Raw genomic sequence first — 14,514 nt, forward strand, 5'->3', positions numbered from 1 at the left:
GCGTGTCCGGCCTGTGGTGTCACATCCATCGCCACGGTGTGGTGCTGGTCTGGCTGCCGGTCCTGCTGCTCTTTCCGCTGCTCAACCTCTCCGGCGAGGTGCTTGCGGCCGTCGGCCAGGTGGTGCTGGTGCTGGCCCTCGCCGCGGCCGCCGTCGCTCTCGTGGTCACCGGCCGGGTCCGGGTCCTGCTGCCCGTCCTCGTCGTCCTGATCGTGCTCGCTGCGATGCAGGGGGAGGGCTGGCAGACGGTCTGGGGCGTGCTGGCCATCGTCTCCCCGGCGGTCCTGCGCGGCTGGCGCCTGCTGGTGGCGATCCTCGCGGCCACGGCGGGCGTGGCGGTCTCGATCGCGGTGATCGAGGGTGTCGGCGACGCCTACCTGCTCAGTGTCGGCGGCACGTTCCTCAGCGGCGTCACCACCACCTCCTTCCTGCGCCTCGTCGAGGCGGTCGAGCAGCTCCGCCGCACCCGCGAGGAGCTCGCCCGAGCCGCGGTCGCCGAGGAGCGCGCGCGGATGTCGCGCGACCTCCACGACCTGCTCGGCCACACGCTGAGCGTGATGGTCGTCAAGGCCGAGGCCGTACGCCGCCTGGCTGCCCGTGACCCCGAGGCAGCCGCCGCGCACGCGGCCGACATCGAGGAGGTCGGCCGCGCCGCCCTGGCCGACGTCCGTGCCGCCGTCGACCAGATGAAGACGCTCTCCCTGGCCGAGGAGCTCGACGGGGCGCGCCGTGCGCTCGACGCCGCCGGGATCCGTACGTCGATCGCCGCCACCGATACCGAGGTGCCCGACATCGCCGGACAGGCGCTCGCCTGGGTCGTGCGTGAGGGGGCGACCAACGTGATCCGCCACTCCGGGGCGGCCAGCTGCCGCTTCGAGCTCACCGAGGACGGCGGTGAGCTCCGGCTCGCCGTGGTCGACGACGGCGTCGGCGGTCCGGTGGACACCGGCGAGAGATCCGGCGGACTCGAGGGCCTGCGGCAGCGGTTGCGTGCGGTCGGCGGTCGCCTCGACGTACGTCCCGGGGCCGACGGGTTCCGCCTCGAGGCGAGGGTGCCGGCATCGTGATCCGCATCCTGCTCGCCGAGGACCAGGCGATGATGCGCGGCGCGCTCGCCGTGCTGCTCGGGCTCGAGGACGATCTCGAGGTGGTCGCCCAGGTCGGGACCGGCACCGAGATCGTGCCGACGGCGCTCGAGGTGCGCCCCGATGTGGCCCTGCTCGACATCGAGCTGCCCGGGATCAGCGGGCTCGAGGCCGCGCGCGAGCTGCGCGCGTCAATCCCGGAGTGCCGGGTGATGATCCTGACGACGTTCTCCCGACCCGGCTACGTACGCCAGGCGATGGCCGCCGGCGCGGTCGGCTTCCTGGTCAAGGACGGGCCGGTCGAGGAGCTGGCCGACGCGATCCGCCGGGTGCTGCGCGGCGAGACGGTCCTCGACCCCGACCTGGCCGCGGCCACGCTCCGCGCCGCCCCGAACCCGCTGACCGCGCGCGAGCGCGACGTGCTGGTGGCCTCCGAGGACGGGTCGAGCGTCGCCGACATCGCCGGCCGGCTCTTCCTCTCGCCGAGCACCGTGCGCAACTATCTCTCCGCGGCCATCGGCAAGACCGGCACCCGCAACAAGACCGAGGCGGCCCTCACCGCCCGGCGCAACGGCTGGCTGGCCTGACGCCGCGCGGTCAGGCAGGAGCCGGCGACAGCGACCCGAGCGCGTGCACGAGCGGCGCGAGCTCGGGGATCTCTGCGGCCTCGTCCAGTGCCGTACGCAGCACCTCGTCGTGCAACGGGCGGGCCTTCTTCAGCAGGGCGCGTCCGGCGGGCGTGAGCTCGGTGTAGATCCCGCGGCGGTCGTCGGCGCACAGGATCCGGGTGAGGAGGTCGCGGTTCTCCAGGCGCGTGACCAACCGGGTCGTGGCCGAGGAGGAGAGAGCCGCAGCACGTGCCAGCTGTTGCATCCGCATGTGCCAGCCGTCCTGACGGCTGAGCGCGTCGAGGACGGTGAACTCGACGACCGACAGCCCGTGCTCGCGCTGCAGTGCCTTCTCGAGCGCGGCCTCGATCAGGCCGTGCACGGCGGCCAGCGTGCGCCAGCCCTGCGCGCGGATCTCGACGGCGTCGTCAGCGATTCCCATGGGTCCTCCTTCGTGGACGTCTCCAGCATACCCGAGTTGCGCTGATAGTGCGCGCGTGCAACTATAAATACGAAGCGTGTGCAACTACTGCGCACGCGGACTATCGACAGACGCAACCCGTCCACGTTCAGGAGTCATCCATGCCCGTCGCACTGCTAGCCCTCGCGATCGGAGGGTTCGGCATCGGCCTCACCGAGTTCGTCATCATGGGCCTGCTGCCCGAGGTCTCCACCGACTTCGGGGTCAGCGAGACCACCGCCGGCTACCTCATCTCCGGCTATGCCCTCAGCGTCGCGATCGGCGCCGTCGGCCTGACCCTCCTGCTCACCCGGGTGCCCCGCAAGGTCGCCCTGCTCGGCCTGATGGTGCTGTTCATCCTCGGCAACCTGATCTCCGCGATCTCGCCCGACTACGCCACGATGATGGTCGGCCGGATCATCGCCGCGCTGTGCCACGGCGCCTTCTTCGGCATCGGCGCCGTCGTCGCCGCGCAGCTGGTCGCCCCGGAGCGCAAGGCCAGCGCGATCGCGTTCATGTTCGGTGGCCTCACGCTCGCCAACGTCCTCGGCGTACCCCTCGGCACCCTGCTCGGCCAGGCCGCCGGCTGGCGCTCGACCTTCTGGGCGATCACCGTCATCGGCATCATCGCCTTCATCGGCATCGCCCTCCTGGTCCCGGCCCACACCGGCCGTAACGAGGAGGCGACCCCGGCCGTACGCACCGAGCTGGCAGCCTTCGCCAGCCCGCAGGTCTGGTTCTCGATCGCCCTGACGGTGCTCGGCTACGGCGGGATGTTCGGCGGGTTCACCTACATCGCCTTCACCCTGACCGAGGTCAGCGGCTTCTCATCCGGCACGGTCCCGCTGCTGCTCGTCCTCTTCGGTGTCGGCCTCTTCTTCGGCAACATCGTCGGCGGCCGGGCAGCCGACCGCGATCTGGTCAAGACCCTCGGCGTGCTCCTGGCCGCCCTGACCGTCGTCCTCGCCGGCTTCGCCCTCGTCGCGACCAGCCAGGTGCTGACCGTCGTCGCGCTGGTCCTGATGGGCGCGATCGGCTTCGGCACGGTGCCGGCCCTGCAGATGCGGGTGATGGGGTACGCCGACCGGGCACCCACCCTCGCCTCAGGCGCCAACATCGCCGCCTTCAACGTCGGCAACGCGCTCGGCGCCTGGATCGGCGGCCTCACCCTGGCCGCCGGGCTGGGCTACACGTCGCCGCTGTGGGCGGGCGCCGGGGTCACCGCACTCGGCCTCCTCGTCCTGCTGGTCGCCGTCCGCGCGCCCGGGGGCGAGCGGCGTACGTCCGTCCCCGTCCCTGCCTGAAACCTCACCCGTCCCAGAGAAGGAACCCTCATGACCATCCCGACCACCACCCTGAACAACGGCATCGCGATGCCACAGCTCGGCTACGGCGTCTTCCAGGTCCCGGACGACGAGACCGAGGCGGCCGTGACCGCGGCACTCGAGGCCGGCTACCGCACCATCGACACCGCGGCGGTCTACGGCAACGAGGCCGGCGTGGGCCGTGCGCTCGCGAAGTCGGGCATCGCCCGCGAGGAGCTCTTCATCACCACGAAGCTCTGGAACGCCGACCACGAGCGGCCGGTCGAGGCGTACGAGAAGAGCCTCGAGCTCCTCGGTCTCGACCAGGTCGACCTCTACCTGATCCATTGGCCCACTCCCGCGCGTGACCTCTATGTCCGTGCCTGGCAGGGCCTCGAGGAGCTGTACGCCGCGGGGCGAGTCCGCGCGATCGGCGTCTCCAACTTCCTGCCCGAGCACCTGGACCGGATCGTCGCGCTCGGCGGCACGGTGCCGGCCGTCAACCAGATCGAGCTGCACCCGGCGCTGCAGCAGCGCACCACGGTCGCTGCGAACGACGGGCTCGGGATCGCGACCGAGGCCTGGAGCCCGCTCGCCCAGGGCGCGATGCTCGAGAACCCGGCGATCACCGCGATCGCCGACCGCCTCGGTCGTACGCCCGCCCAGGTGATCCTGCGCTGGCACCTCCAGCAGGGCCGGATCGTCATCCCCAAGTCGGTGACCCCGGCGAGGATCGCGCAGAACCTCGACGTGTTCGGGTTCGACCTCACCGCCGCCGACCTGGCCGCGATCGACGACCTGGAGAGCGAGGGCCGCACCGGGCCGGACCCGGCGACCTTCAACGCCGCCTGACCCATCTGATATCTCGGGGAGCAGGTGTTATCGATCGGTGATCAGCCCGGGGCAGATGTCCGGACAGGTTGAGGGCATGCTTGGCATCATGCGATTGACCGAGCATGAGCTCACCGTGGCCCTGACCGGGACGGCCAAGACCGTCCTGGCCTCCGGCCGGAGGTTCCGCAAGGGCGGCGCCGACATCGACAAGGTCTGGGACGAGACCGACCGCTTCCAGCGCTTCAAGCTCCTGGACAGCATCGGCACCCAGATCTTCCCGGTGCTCACCGATCTCCCCGACATCGATGTCCCCGTCGGTGGTCGCCCGTCCTTCCCGGAGGAGCAGATCCGCGAATCCGTCGAGCGCAACATCGGTGACGACGTCGGCCGGCTCCGCCGGGCGGTCACGGTCAAGGCGCGCGTCGCGCTCGTCCAGGCCGCCCTCTCCAACCTGCCGCCCCGGGCCGAGGGCGACCTGCGTCTGGCTGACTGAGCCCGGGGCGCGCGGGTCGTTCAGGCAGCGTTCCGCTTGCGGCCGAAGGCAAGGGCGGCGAGGGCGAGCGCCCCGACCAACAGGCCGAAGTCGCGCAGCGCGACGTCGTAGAACTCGCCCATCGAGACGAGGTTGACGATGATCCCGGCCAGCCAGGCGGCGACCAGCAGTGCGCCGTAGCGAGGGATGATCGCGACGACGATGCCCGCCACGATCTCGATGATGCCGACCGCCAGCATCGCCTGGTGCGCGCTGCCGGGGACGATGTCGTCGATCCAGGGCGCGAGGTAGCGGTCCCATTCGGTGAGGACTTCGACGAACTTGTCGAGTCCGAAGGCGATCGGGGCGACGACGAAGACCGAGCGCAGCAGGAAGAAGGCGCGGTCGCTGCCGGAGGATTCGGTGATCGACCTGGTGATCGAGGTCTCGGATGTGTGGCTGGTCATGAGTGCTCCCTTTCGGGGGTGGATGAAGGCTCTGTGCGGGACGTTCCCGGGTGCCTTTGCTGCGTGTGTGTCATCGACTCGCCCGCGTCTTACCGCCGCCCGAGAAGTTCGGCTCGTCCGGTAAGAACCTCGCCGCGCGCGACACCAATCAGTCATGAAGCTGCAGAAGCGGGACCGTGCCCTGCGCTCGCGCCAGGCCTTCGAGGATGCGGTGGCGTGGCGTCGGCGAAGCCTGCTCTGTGCCGGCTTTCCGGACGACTTGGCCGCGGAGGTGGCCGCGGACGTACGCCTCGACCTGCATGCGCTGCTGCAGCTGGTGGATCGCGGGTGTCCGCCGGAGCTGGCTGTCAGGATCGTGGATCCCTCGCCCGGCGAGGTGGGATCATGAACATCGTGCAGGGTGGCATGGCTGAGATCGGCGTCGCGTCGGACGAGCCCTGGGTGAGCGACCTGAGCGACCCCGGGCCTCCGGGCCAGGTCGCCCAGCGCAGTCTCCATGACCTGCTGCTGCGGGCGACCCGGCATCAGGTGTGGCGCCTGCGGGGCCAGCTGCCTGGTGCGGGGGCTGCGGACCTGGAAGACCTGGCACAGCAGGCTGCCGACGATGCCCTGGTCGCGGTGCTCGGCAAGCTCGCCACCTTCGAGGGGCGAAGCCGGTTCAGCACCTGGGTCTACAAGTTCGGCGTCCTGCACGCCGGCGTCGCCGTCCGGCGGCAGGCATGGCGGCATCGGGAGGTCGCGCTTCCGGACTCGTTCGACGTCCCGGACGACGGCAGCGCTCCCGAGGGATACGTGCAGGCGGATGATCTCTCGCGGGCCGTCCAGGCCGCGATCGCCACCGTCCTGACACCCCACCAGCGGCGGGTCACACTGGCGCTGCTGATCGATCAGGTGCCGATCGACGTGCTCGCCGAGCGGCTCAACACCAATCGCAACGCCCTGTACAAGACACTCCACGACGCCCGCCAGCGACTACGTACGTCCCTGCTGGCCAGCGGCCATCTCGATGAATCATCCCTGCGGAGCGCGCCATGACCGACAGAAACCGCCGTCTGCCCGCTGCCGCTCTCGACGGCCTGCTGCTCGAAACCAGTCCCTACTTGTCCTGCGACGACTGCTTCGACCAGATCGACACCTACGTCGAGCAGCTGCTGGCCGATCCGGGCCACGTGGACCTTCCGATGCAGGTGCATCTGAAGGCCTGCGGCGCCTGCGCCGAAGAGGCTGAGGCGTTGATGGACCTGCTCACGTAGTGACCTGATCGTCTCGCCGCGCCGCTGCGGTCCTGCCGATCGTGTATCGACGAAGATGTAGTCGTCCTCTTCTCGAGCTCACAAAGGTTGGCCCATGACCCGCTGGTACCCCCTCGCTCCCGCCGACGACCATTTCCTGGGGACCGCACGCGCGGTCACCACCAAGGTGCTCGACGTCGACGTGCCGGTCGAGACGTTGTGGGAGGCGCTGGCCGCCGACGACGCCGTGGTCTCGTGGGGGCCTGGTGCCACGAAGACGCGGTGGGTCGGCCCGCGACCGTACGGCGTCGGCACGGTTCGCGAGGTCACCATGGGCGGTGTGGCCACGGTCCGGGAGAAGTTCTACCGTTGGGACGAGAACCAGCGGATGACCTTCGCGGTCGTCGAGTCGAACCGCCCCGGCATTCGCCGCTTCGCGGAGGACTATGTCGTCGAGTCGACGCCGACCGGCTCCCGGCTGACTTGGACCGTTGCCGTCGAGGTGGCGAAGGGAGCCGGACCCACGGCGCCGATCGTCCGGGCTCTGCTCTCGCTCGCCGTGGGGTCGCTGATCAACGGCCTGAGGAAGAGGCTCGAGCGCGCCTGAGGGTCAGGTCCAGGGGTTGTCCCAGCGACCATCTGCCTGCGCTGCCTCGACCTCGGCCAGGCCGGAGGGCCGCATGCGGCCCTCGGCGGTGAGCCGCTCGACCTTGGAGATGTTGAGCCGGGACCACTTCGAAGCGGGGCGCCGGCGCGTGTAGCGCTGCAGGTAGGTCTCCTCATCGCCTCGGCGGCGTACGGCAGAGATCCAGCCGAAGCAGAGGCCGACGTCGACCAGTTCGTCGGAGGAGAGGGAGGCGGGCTCGACGCCCTTGCGGGTCAGGCGCAGCCACACCGCTCGGGTGTTGGGATCAGCGGTCTCGAAGTAGGCCTCGACCTCGGTCACCGATGGCCGGTCCAGCACCGGCTCGCCGTCGATGGTCTCCACGCGGCCAATCTAGTGGTTGGCCGCGTGGAGACCTGGCTGGGTATCACAGCTAGCCGACGAAGGCTGTCGTGGTGCGGGGTGCGGCGTCGGCCGAGCAGTGGTAGTCGCGCGAGGGCCGCTCACCCGTGGTCAGATAGGTCGTCACCACGTGGTTCGCGCAGCGGTTCCTGCCGCCCGGGTAGACGCCGTGGCCACTCTGATCGGCGGTGACCATGGTGGCCCGCTTGCCCAACGCCGCACGCATCTTCCGCGCGCCGTCGAGCGGTGTCGCCGGGTCGCGAAGGTTCTGCACCATCAGTACGTTGGACGGACCCTGATCGGTGATCCGGACCTGCGGTTCGGCGGGATCCGGCCAGTACGCGCACGGCGTGATGTTGGCTCCCGCGGCACCGAACAGCGGGTATCTGATCCGGTCGACGGCGACGTTGCGCTGGTAGGTCGCCACCGACGACGGCCAGCGCGCGTCGTTGCAGATCATGTAGTAGCGACCGGAAATGAGGTTGTCCACGTCGGTCACGGCGTCGCCACCGGGTAGCGGTGGCGGGGGCTGGTTCGCATCGACCGCGTGCCAGATGTCCGCAAGCAGCGGCAGCTGGGTCGGGCCGTACAGCAGACCGAAGTTGATCAGCCTGAACGCGACGTGGTCGAAGGGGCCGTCCGGTGTCGGGATCGGCTTCTTCTCCAGCCGTTCGGCGAGCTCGAAGTACTTCGCTCGTACCTGCGCAGGTGTCTTGCCCAGGCCGTACTCGCGGTGGTTCGCCGCAGCGAACTTCGCGAAGGTCGGGAAGGTGTCCTCGACGCCCTGCGACCACAGCCGGTCGCCGGCGTAGTCCCAGCCACCCGGGCCCATGTTGCTGTCGAGCACGATCCGGTCGCTGCGCTGCGGGAACAGGGTGGTGTAGACGGCGCCCAGGTGGGTTCCCCAGGAGGCGCCGGCGTACGACAGCTTCGACTCGCCCAGCGCGGCCCGGATCCGGTCCATGTCACGTGCGGTGTTGGCGGGGCTGATGTGCGGCAGCAACCGGGATGTCTTGGACGCCGCGCACTGCTGGGCGATCTGCTTGCTCACGGCCGCGTGCTCGGCCACATCGGCGGCGTCGAGCGGGTACGGCGGGATGCTGCCTGTGAGCACTTGATCCGGGGTGAGGTCGCAGGTCACCGGCGTGCTGCGGCCGATCCCGCGCGGGTCGAAGCCGATCACGTCGTAGCTGTCCAGGACACTCTGCGGGAGTCCGATCGCGACGAGCATCGCCGGATAGCTCTCTCCGGCGGAGGGGCCGCCGGGGTTGGTGACCAGGATGCCGCGCCGCTTGTCGGGCTTCTTGCTCGGCAGGCGTGAGACTGCGATATCGATCGTCCGGCCGTTGGGGTCGCTGTAGTCCAGCGGGACCTTCAGGGTCCCGCACTGCATCCCTTCCGGGATCGGCACCGGAGAGATATCGGCGGGGCACTTGTCCCACCTGATGCTGTCCGGTTCCGCGGCCTGCGCCGCCGCCGGACTTGCCACCGAGACCACGGGGGCCAGTGTGGCGACGGCGACGGCGACGGCGAGCGGTACTGAGATGCGTTTCATTTCTTCCTCCCGAGGATGGTTCTGGGACGGTGTCAGTCTTCGCCGATCGGAGGGCGCGAACATCCGGCCGCAGACCATTCCGGGGTGTTCGAAAGGACTATTGACCGGTGGGGAAAGTAGTAGTGGTGCAGATCACCGCCCCTGCTGAAGACGGTTGCCGTACGAGTCGGCGACAACGGTTGGCGGTTGGGCCGCGATCGGCGAGGATGTCCTCGTGATCGACGAGCGCCCCATCAAGACGTGGTTGACCGACATGGACGGTGTCCTCGTACGTGAGGAGGAGCCGATCCCGGGAGCCGGCGAGTTCCTGGCGAAGCTGACCGCGGCGTCGGTGCCGTTCATGGTGCTGACGAACAACTCGATCTACACCCCGCGGGACCTCCGGGTGAGGCTGCTCCGCTCCGGGCTCGACGTCCCGGAGAAGTCGATCTGGACCTCGGCGCTCGCGACCGCGCAGTTCCTCGCCGACCAGCGGCCGGGCGGCTCGGCGTACGTCGTCGGCGAGGCGGGGCTGACGACCGCCATGCACGCGGTCGGCTACGTGATGACGGAGAACGACCCCGACTATGTGGTGCTCGGGGAGACCCGCACCTACTCCTTCGAGTCGATCACCCGGGCGATCCGGCTGATCGAGGCCGGTGCGCGGTTCATCGCGACCAACCCGGACCCGAGCGGGCCGAGCCCGCAGGGCACGCTGCCCGCGACCGGCTCCGTCGCCGCGCTGATCAGCGCCGCGACCAACCGGGCGCCCTATTACGTCGGCAAGCCGAACCCGCTGATGATGCGCAGCGCGCTCAACCAGCTCGAGGCCCATTCCGAGACCACGGTGATGATCGGCGACCGGATGGACACCGACATCATCAGCGGTCTCGAGGCCGGGATGCGCACCATCCTCGTCGAGACCGGGTCGACCAGGCCCGAGCAGATCGAGACCTTCCCGTTCCGGCCGACCCGCGTGGTCTCCTCCATCGCCGACGTACTGCCGCTGCTCGACGCCTGACCTGGCCTCCGGATCGGATCGAGCACCCGAATTCATTGGGTTGTGTAAGGAAAGTCCGCTCAAGGCCTCTCCTCGTGGACGCGACTGTGTCGACCGTCACATAGTCGGGCGTCCGGGTGATCCCACCCGGAGAAGACCGAGGAGTTACAACTGATGACTGTCATCGATGACAAGTCCGCAGGGGCCGTCCCTCGCTGGCGCTTGATCGGACCCGGCCTGGTCGTCGCCGCGACCGGTGTCGGCGCCGCCGACCTGGTCGCCACCATGATCGCGGGCAGCAAGTACGGCTACGCGCTGCTGTGGGCCGTCGTGCTCGGGTGCCTGATGAAGGTCGTGCTCGTGGAGGGAGCCGGCCGCTACAGCCTGGCGACCGGACGCACGATCTACGAGGGCTGGAGCAGCCTGGGCCGCTGGACCCACGCCTACTTCGGGCCGTATCTCATCATCTGGGGGTTCGTGTACGGCGCTGCCGCCATGTCGGGCACCGGGCTCGCCGCCCACGCCCTGGTGCCGGTGCTGTCGGTGAAGGCCTGGGGCATCATCGCCGGGCTCTTCGGCCTCGCGCTGGTCTGGACCGGCCGCTACGGACTGTTCGAGAAGGCCCTCAGCATCATGGTGCTGCTGATGTTCATCTCGATGGTCGCCGCCGCCGCGCTGACGGTGCCGAACCTGCCCGAGCTCGCCGCCGGCCTGGTGCCTCGGATCCCGGACGGGTCGCTGCTCAACATCCTGAGCGTCGCCGGCGGTGTCGGCGGCACGATCACGCTGGCCGCGTACGGCTACTGGCTGCGGGAGAAGGGCTGGGCGACCCCGGCGTACATGCGGGTGATGCGCATCGACAACTCGGTCGCGTACGTCGTGACGGGAATCTTCGTCGTCTCCACGCTCATCGTCGGGGCCGAGCTGCTGTACTCGGCCGGCATCGCGGTCGACACCGGCGACAAGGGGATGCTCGACATCGGGAACGTCCTCGAGGACCGGTACGGACCGGCCGCCGGAACGATCTTCCTGATCGGCTTCCTCTCCGCCGCGCTGAGCTCGCTGGTGGGGGTGTGGCACGGGGTCAGCCTCATGTTCGCCGACTTCGCCGGTCACGTGCGGAAGGCCCCCGAAGACGCGCCCGAGCGGCTCGCCGGCGGCATCTGGTACCGCGGGTACATCCTGTGGTTGACGTTCCCGCCGATCATCGCCCTGTTCCTGGACCAGCCGGTCTATCTGATCCTCGCCTACGGGGTGCTCGGAGCGCTCTTCATGCCGTTCCTCGCGATCACGCTCCTGTGGATCCTCAACACCGACCGGGTACCGCGCGAATGGCGCAATCGGATCTACTCGAACGTCGTGATGGGCCTGTGCGCGCTCGTCTTCGTGGCACTGGCGGTGCACCAGGTCCGCGTCGTCATCACCGGTGCGTTCTGATCACCGCACCAGGTTAGGTTGACTCCGTGCGGATTCTGGTGGTCGAGGACGACCCGAGCGTTGCGGAGGCGTTGGTGGACGCCTTCGAGGACGTGGGGTGGACCACGACGCACTGCAGTCGCGGCGACGACGGGCTGCACCAGATCGCCGGAGCCGACCTCGTGGTGCTCGATCTCGGCCTGCCGGACATGGACGGACTCGACTTCCTGCGTACGGTGCGGCGGGTCTCCACGGTTCCGGTGCTCGTGCTCACGGCCCGTGACAGCGACGGGTCCGTCGTCCTCGGCCTGCGTGCCGGCGCCGACGACTACCTGGTGAAGCCGGTCGGCAGGGCGGTGCTGCTCGCACGTGTCCACGCGCTGGTTCGGCGGAGCCGGATGGCCTCCGCCGAACCGCGCCCGGCCGAACGCGTGGTCACGTTGGGCGAGCTGAGCGTCGACGTCGCTGCGCGCACCGTCCACCGTGCCGGGTCCCCGGTCTCGGTGACCGCGACGGAGTTCGATCTGCTGGCCGCGCTGATCGCCCGCACCGGCGAGGCGGTGAGCCGCGACGAGCTGCTGCTCCAGGTGTGGGGTACGCCGGCGGTCGGCAAGTCGCGTTCGCTGGACTTCTTCGTGACCGCGCTCCGCAGCAAGCTGGGTCGGGACCTTCCGCTGCACACGGTGCGCGGCTACGGCTTCCGGCTCGGCTGATCGAGAGGGGGAGACGTCGGTGATGGAGCGTCGGGTACAGCTCGTCGTCGGCCTGCTCCTGCTCGGGACGCTGCTGGCACTGGCGTTTCCGCTGGCGACCACGCTCGCCGACCGGCGGACCGCCCGGCTCGCGTCCGAGCGGGACCGGCAGATGGCGGTGATCGCGGAGGCGGCGGCCTCCGGCCAGCCGGTCGCAGAGCTCGTCGACCGCTACCACGACGTCTACGGCGAGCCGGTCCTCGTCGTCGATGCCGACGGCCAGGAGCTCTCGCTCGCCGGCGACCTCGACGCCGGCGCCGCCTCCGTCCGCGGAGCGCTGCGGATCGGACTGGTGGGCGTGCCTCCCGTCGCGATGCCTCGGATCCTGCCCTGGACCACCGCGGACCCGCTGCGCGGAGCGCCGGGTCGCGAGGACGGCGAGGTCAGGTCGTACGCGCTGACTCGCGTCGACACCTCGGCCGCCGCCGCACAGATCAGGCGGGACTGGGCGCTCATCGCGGTCGGGGCGCTGGCGCTCCTGCTGGTGGCCGCGGCGCTGACCAGGCGGCTGTCGCGATGGACCATGCGTCCGGTGCATTCGCTCGAGGCGGCGGCGCGCACGATCACGCATGGCGACCGCAGCGCGGATGTGCTCGCGACCGGCCCGGCGGAGCTTCGCGGTCTGGTCGCCGAGTTCAACCGCATGGGTGCCGCCGTCGACAGGTCCCTGGAGCAGCAGCGTCAGCTGGTCGCCGACGCGTCGCATCAGCTGCGCAACCCGCTCGCGGCGCTGCGGCTGCGGGCCGACGGACTGGAGTCACATGTGAACAGCACCGGTGAGCGGGCCTATGCGGGTCTGACCAAGGAGCTGGAGCGCTTGGAGACGCTCCTCGACCAGCTGATGTCGCTCGCGCGGGCCCAGGAGGCCGGGGCGGCCCGTGCCGGTGGAGGCGTCATGGTCCCGGATCAGGTCGTGGGCACCGTCATCCGCGAGCGCGTGGAGGCCTGGCGGCCGGCCGCGGAAGCGGCGGGGCAGTCCTTGGCGATCACGGGAGACCTGCCGGAGGTGGAGGTGGCCGGGGTGCTCGACCAGATCCTCGACGTCCTCATCGACAACGCCATCCGCTATGCCGGTCCGGGCGCCCACGTCGAGCTCTCGGCGACCGAGACCGCCGACGGGGTCGTCGGCCGGGTCCGTGACGACGGGCCGGGGCTCGAACCCGACGAGTGGCACCTGGCGACCGAGCGGTTCTGGCGCTCCGGTGGCCAGCGGACGGGATCCGGCCTCGGACTGGCGATCGCCGAGGAGCTCGCGGGCGCCAACGGTGGTCGCGTACGCCTGCGGCCCGCCGAACCGGTCGGGACGATCGCCGAGTTCTCGCTGCGGGTGGCGTCGTGACCTGGACGGGTGGGCAGCTGACGAGGCGGACGTTTGTGCGGACGGTCACCGCCGCTGCCGTCGCGCCGACCGTGGCGTCCTTGGCGGGATGCGGCGACACCGCGACGTCACCGGTCACGATCGCGGCGGGCACTGAGTACGGGACCTATGCGGTCTTCGCGGGACTGCTCGCCGATCAGCTGCGTGCCGTGAGTCCCGGGCTGGAACCGAAGGTCCTGTCGACGGAGGGAAGCCTCGACAACGTACGTCTCCTCGGAGACGGCGAGGCCGCGCTCGGCCTCGCGCTCGAGGACGGCCTCGACCGGATCGTCGCCGACATGCCCGAAGCAGCGCGTCCGATGGCGTTGGCGCGCATCTATGAGAACTATCTGCAGCTCCTCGTGACCGACGACAGTCCGATCCGCGAGGTCGGCGACCTTCGTGGCCGGCGCGTCGTGCTCGGGGCCGCAGGGTCCGGCGCCGCCGTGACCGCCGTCGTGCTCCTGGGAGCGGCCGGTCTGCAGACCCGCGATCTCACGGTGAGGTACATGGGGCTGGCTGCCGGTCTGGACCGGCTGCTCGAGGACGACGTCGATGCCGTGTTCTGGTCCGGCGGGATCCCGACGCCCACGATCAGCAAGGCGGGACGTGAGCGGCCGCTCCGGATGATCGACCTCGGGGCGCTCGCCGCCCCGATGTCGCGACAGTCCGGCTACCGCTACTCGACGCGGAAGGTGCCACCGGTCGACTACGGTCCTCCTTCGGGTGGCACGACGATCGGCGTCCCCAATCTGCTGCTGGCGCGCCGCGACCTGCCGCACCGAGTGGCGCGGGAGATCGTCGATGTGATGGTCAGCCGTGCGGACCTGCTGATCCCGGACTTCGTCCGAGGGCTGCAGTACCTGGAGCCCGCCACGATGATCCAGACGGGACGGATCCCCCTCCATCCCGGCGCCTTGTCGGCGTATCGCGCTCTGCACGGATGAGGTGCCGGCGACGGCCCGGGAATAGCCGGGCTGCGGTCGC

General features: G+C 70.0%; 18 protein-coding genes. 14 read left to right on the forward strand and 4 right to left on the reverse strand.

What is annotated here, in order from left to right:
- Positions 1-2 precede the first annotated feature (2 nt).
- Positions 3-1,067: a sensor histidine kinase gene (locus ABT304_RS08385; protein ID WP_350714369.1), complete on the forward strand. Its 1,065-nt coding sequence runs from the start codon at positions 3-5 to the stop codon at positions 1,065-1,067.
- Positions 1,064-1,672: a response regulator gene (locus tag ABT304_RS08390; protein WP_350714371.1), complete on the forward strand. Its 609-nt coding sequence runs from the start codon at positions 1,064-1,066 to the stop codon at positions 1,670-1,672. Before ABT304_RS08385 ends, ABT304_RS08390 begins: the two co-directional genes overlap by 4 nt.
- A 10-nt stretch (positions 1,673-1,682) precedes the next feature.
- Here the strand turns inward: ABT304_RS08390 and ABT304_RS08395 are convergent, their stop codons facing one another.
- Complete coding sequence (locus ABT304_RS08395) at positions 1,683-2,135, reverse strand: MarR family winged helix-turn-helix transcriptional regulator (RefSeq protein WP_160024973.1); 453 nt, start codon at positions 2,133-2,135, stop codon at positions 1,683-1,685.
- A gap of 140 nt (positions 2,136-2,275) precedes the next feature.
- Here ABT304_RS08395 and ABT304_RS08400 point away from each other — a divergent pair, with 140 nt between their 5' ends.
- From ABT304_RS08400 to ABT304_RS08410, 3 genes are all read left to right on the forward strand, one after another.
- Positions 2,276-3,457 carry an MFS transporter gene (locus tag ABT304_RS08400; protein WP_350714373.1) on the forward strand — a complete coding sequence of 394 codons (1,182 nt, stop codon included), beginning with the start codon at positions 2,276-2,278 and terminating at the stop codon, positions 3,455-3,457.
- A 30-nt stretch (positions 3,458-3,487) separates the two neighbouring features.
- Positions 3,488-4,309, forward strand: a complete 822-nt coding sequence (locus ABT304_RS08405) for an aldo/keto reductase (RefSeq protein ID WP_350714374.1) — start codon at positions 3,488-3,490, stop codon at positions 4,307-4,309.
- 88 nt (positions 4,310-4,397) lie between these two features.
- The gene (locus ABT304_RS08410; RefSeq protein WP_350714376.1) at positions 4,398-4,784 is read left to right on the forward strand and encodes a hypothetical protein; all 387 of its coding nucleotides are present in this window, start codon (positions 4,398-4,400) and stop codon (positions 4,782-4,784) included.
- Between the two features lie 20 nt (positions 4,785-4,804).
- On the opposite strand, the gene ABT304_RS08415 is transcribed toward ABT304_RS08410, so the two are convergent.
- Positions 4,805-5,230 carry a hypothetical protein gene (locus ABT304_RS08415; RefSeq protein ID WP_350714378.1) on the reverse strand — a complete coding sequence of 142 codons (426 nt, stop codon included), beginning with the start codon at positions 5,228-5,230 and terminating at the stop codon, positions 4,805-4,807.
- Positions 5,231-5,384: 154 nt separating this feature from the next.
- Between ABT304_RS08415 and ABT304_RS08420 the strand changes: the two genes are divergently transcribed.
- The 4 genes from ABT304_RS08420 to ABT304_RS08435 all read left to right on the forward strand — a co-directional run bounded on the left by ABT304_RS08420 (position 5,385) and on the right by ABT304_RS08435 (position 7,069).
- On the forward strand, positions 5,385-5,618 hold the full coding sequence (locus tag ABT304_RS08420; protein WP_350714379.1) for a hypothetical protein: 234 nt from the start codon (positions 5,385-5,387) through the stop codon (positions 5,616-5,618).
- Positions 5,615-6,265, forward strand: a complete 651-nt coding sequence (locus ABT304_RS08425; RefSeq protein ID WP_350714381.1) for an RNA polymerase sigma factor — start codon at positions 5,615-5,617, stop codon at positions 6,263-6,265. The genes ABT304_RS08420 and ABT304_RS08425 overlap by 4 nt, the downstream gene beginning before the upstream one ends.
- Positions 6,262-6,483 carry a hypothetical protein gene (locus tag ABT304_RS08430; protein ID WP_350714382.1) on the forward strand — a complete coding sequence of 74 codons (222 nt, stop codon included), beginning with the start codon at positions 6,262-6,264 and terminating at the stop codon, positions 6,481-6,483. The genes ABT304_RS08425 and ABT304_RS08430 overlap by 4 nt, the downstream gene beginning before the upstream one ends.
- Before the next feature lie 94 nt (positions 6,484-6,577).
- Positions 6,578-7,069 (forward strand): SRPBCC family protein, encoded by a 492-nt coding sequence (locus ABT304_RS08435; RefSeq protein WP_350714384.1) that lies wholly within the window; start codon positions 6,578-6,580, stop codon positions 7,067-7,069.
- 3 nt (positions 7,070-7,072) lie between these two features.
- Here the strand turns inward: ABT304_RS08435 and ABT304_RS08440 are convergent, their stop codons facing one another.
- Both ABT304_RS08440 and ABT304_RS08445 read right to left on the reverse strand, forming a co-directional pair.
- Entirely contained in the window at positions 7,073-7,450 is a 378-nt protein-coding gene (locus ABT304_RS08440; RefSeq protein WP_350714385.1) for a YdeI/OmpD-associated family protein, read from the reverse strand.
- A gap of 49 nt (positions 7,451-7,499) precedes the next feature.
- Positions 7,500-9,023, reverse strand: a complete 1,524-nt coding sequence (locus tag ABT304_RS08445; protein ID WP_350714386.1) for an alpha/beta hydrolase — start codon at positions 9,021-9,023, stop codon at positions 7,500-7,502.
- A 214-nt stretch (positions 9,024-9,237) separates the two neighbouring features.
- Here ABT304_RS08445 and ABT304_RS08450 point away from each other — a divergent pair, with 214 nt between their 5' ends.
- From ABT304_RS08450 to ABT304_RS08470, 5 genes are all read left to right on the forward strand, one after another.
- Complete coding sequence (locus ABT304_RS08450) at positions 9,238-10,023, forward strand: HAD-IIA family hydrolase (RefSeq protein ID WP_350714388.1); 786 nt, start codon at positions 9,238-9,240, stop codon at positions 10,021-10,023.
- 153 nt (positions 10,024-10,176) lie between these two features.
- Positions 10,177-11,439, forward strand: coding sequence for an Nramp family divalent metal transporter (locus ABT304_RS08455; RefSeq protein ID WP_350714390.1), 1,263 nt, complete (start codon positions 10,177-10,179; stop codon positions 11,437-11,439).
- A gap of 26 nt (positions 11,440-11,465) precedes the next feature.
- The gene (locus ABT304_RS08460) at positions 11,466-12,131 is read left to right on the forward strand and encodes a response regulator transcription factor (RefSeq protein WP_350714392.1); all 666 of its coding nucleotides are present in this window, start codon (positions 11,466-11,468) and stop codon (positions 12,129-12,131) included.
- Positions 12,132-12,153: 22 nt separating this feature from the next.
- Positions 12,154-13,509 carry a sensor histidine kinase gene (locus ABT304_RS08465; RefSeq protein ID WP_350714393.1) on the forward strand — a complete coding sequence of 452 codons (1,356 nt, stop codon included), beginning with the start codon at positions 12,154-12,156 and terminating at the stop codon, positions 13,507-13,509.
- Positions 13,510-13,544: 35 nt separating this feature from the next.
- Entirely contained in the window at positions 13,545-14,474 is a 930-nt protein-coding gene (locus tag ABT304_RS08470; protein ID WP_350714395.1) for a TAXI family TRAP transporter solute-binding subunit, read from the forward strand.
- Positions 14,475-14,514 lie beyond the last annotated feature (40 nt).

The organism is Nocardioides sp. NPDC000445 (assembly GCF_040300245.1).
Lineage (GTDB): Bacteria > Actinomycetota > Actinomycetes > Propionibacteriales > Nocardioidaceae > Nocardioides.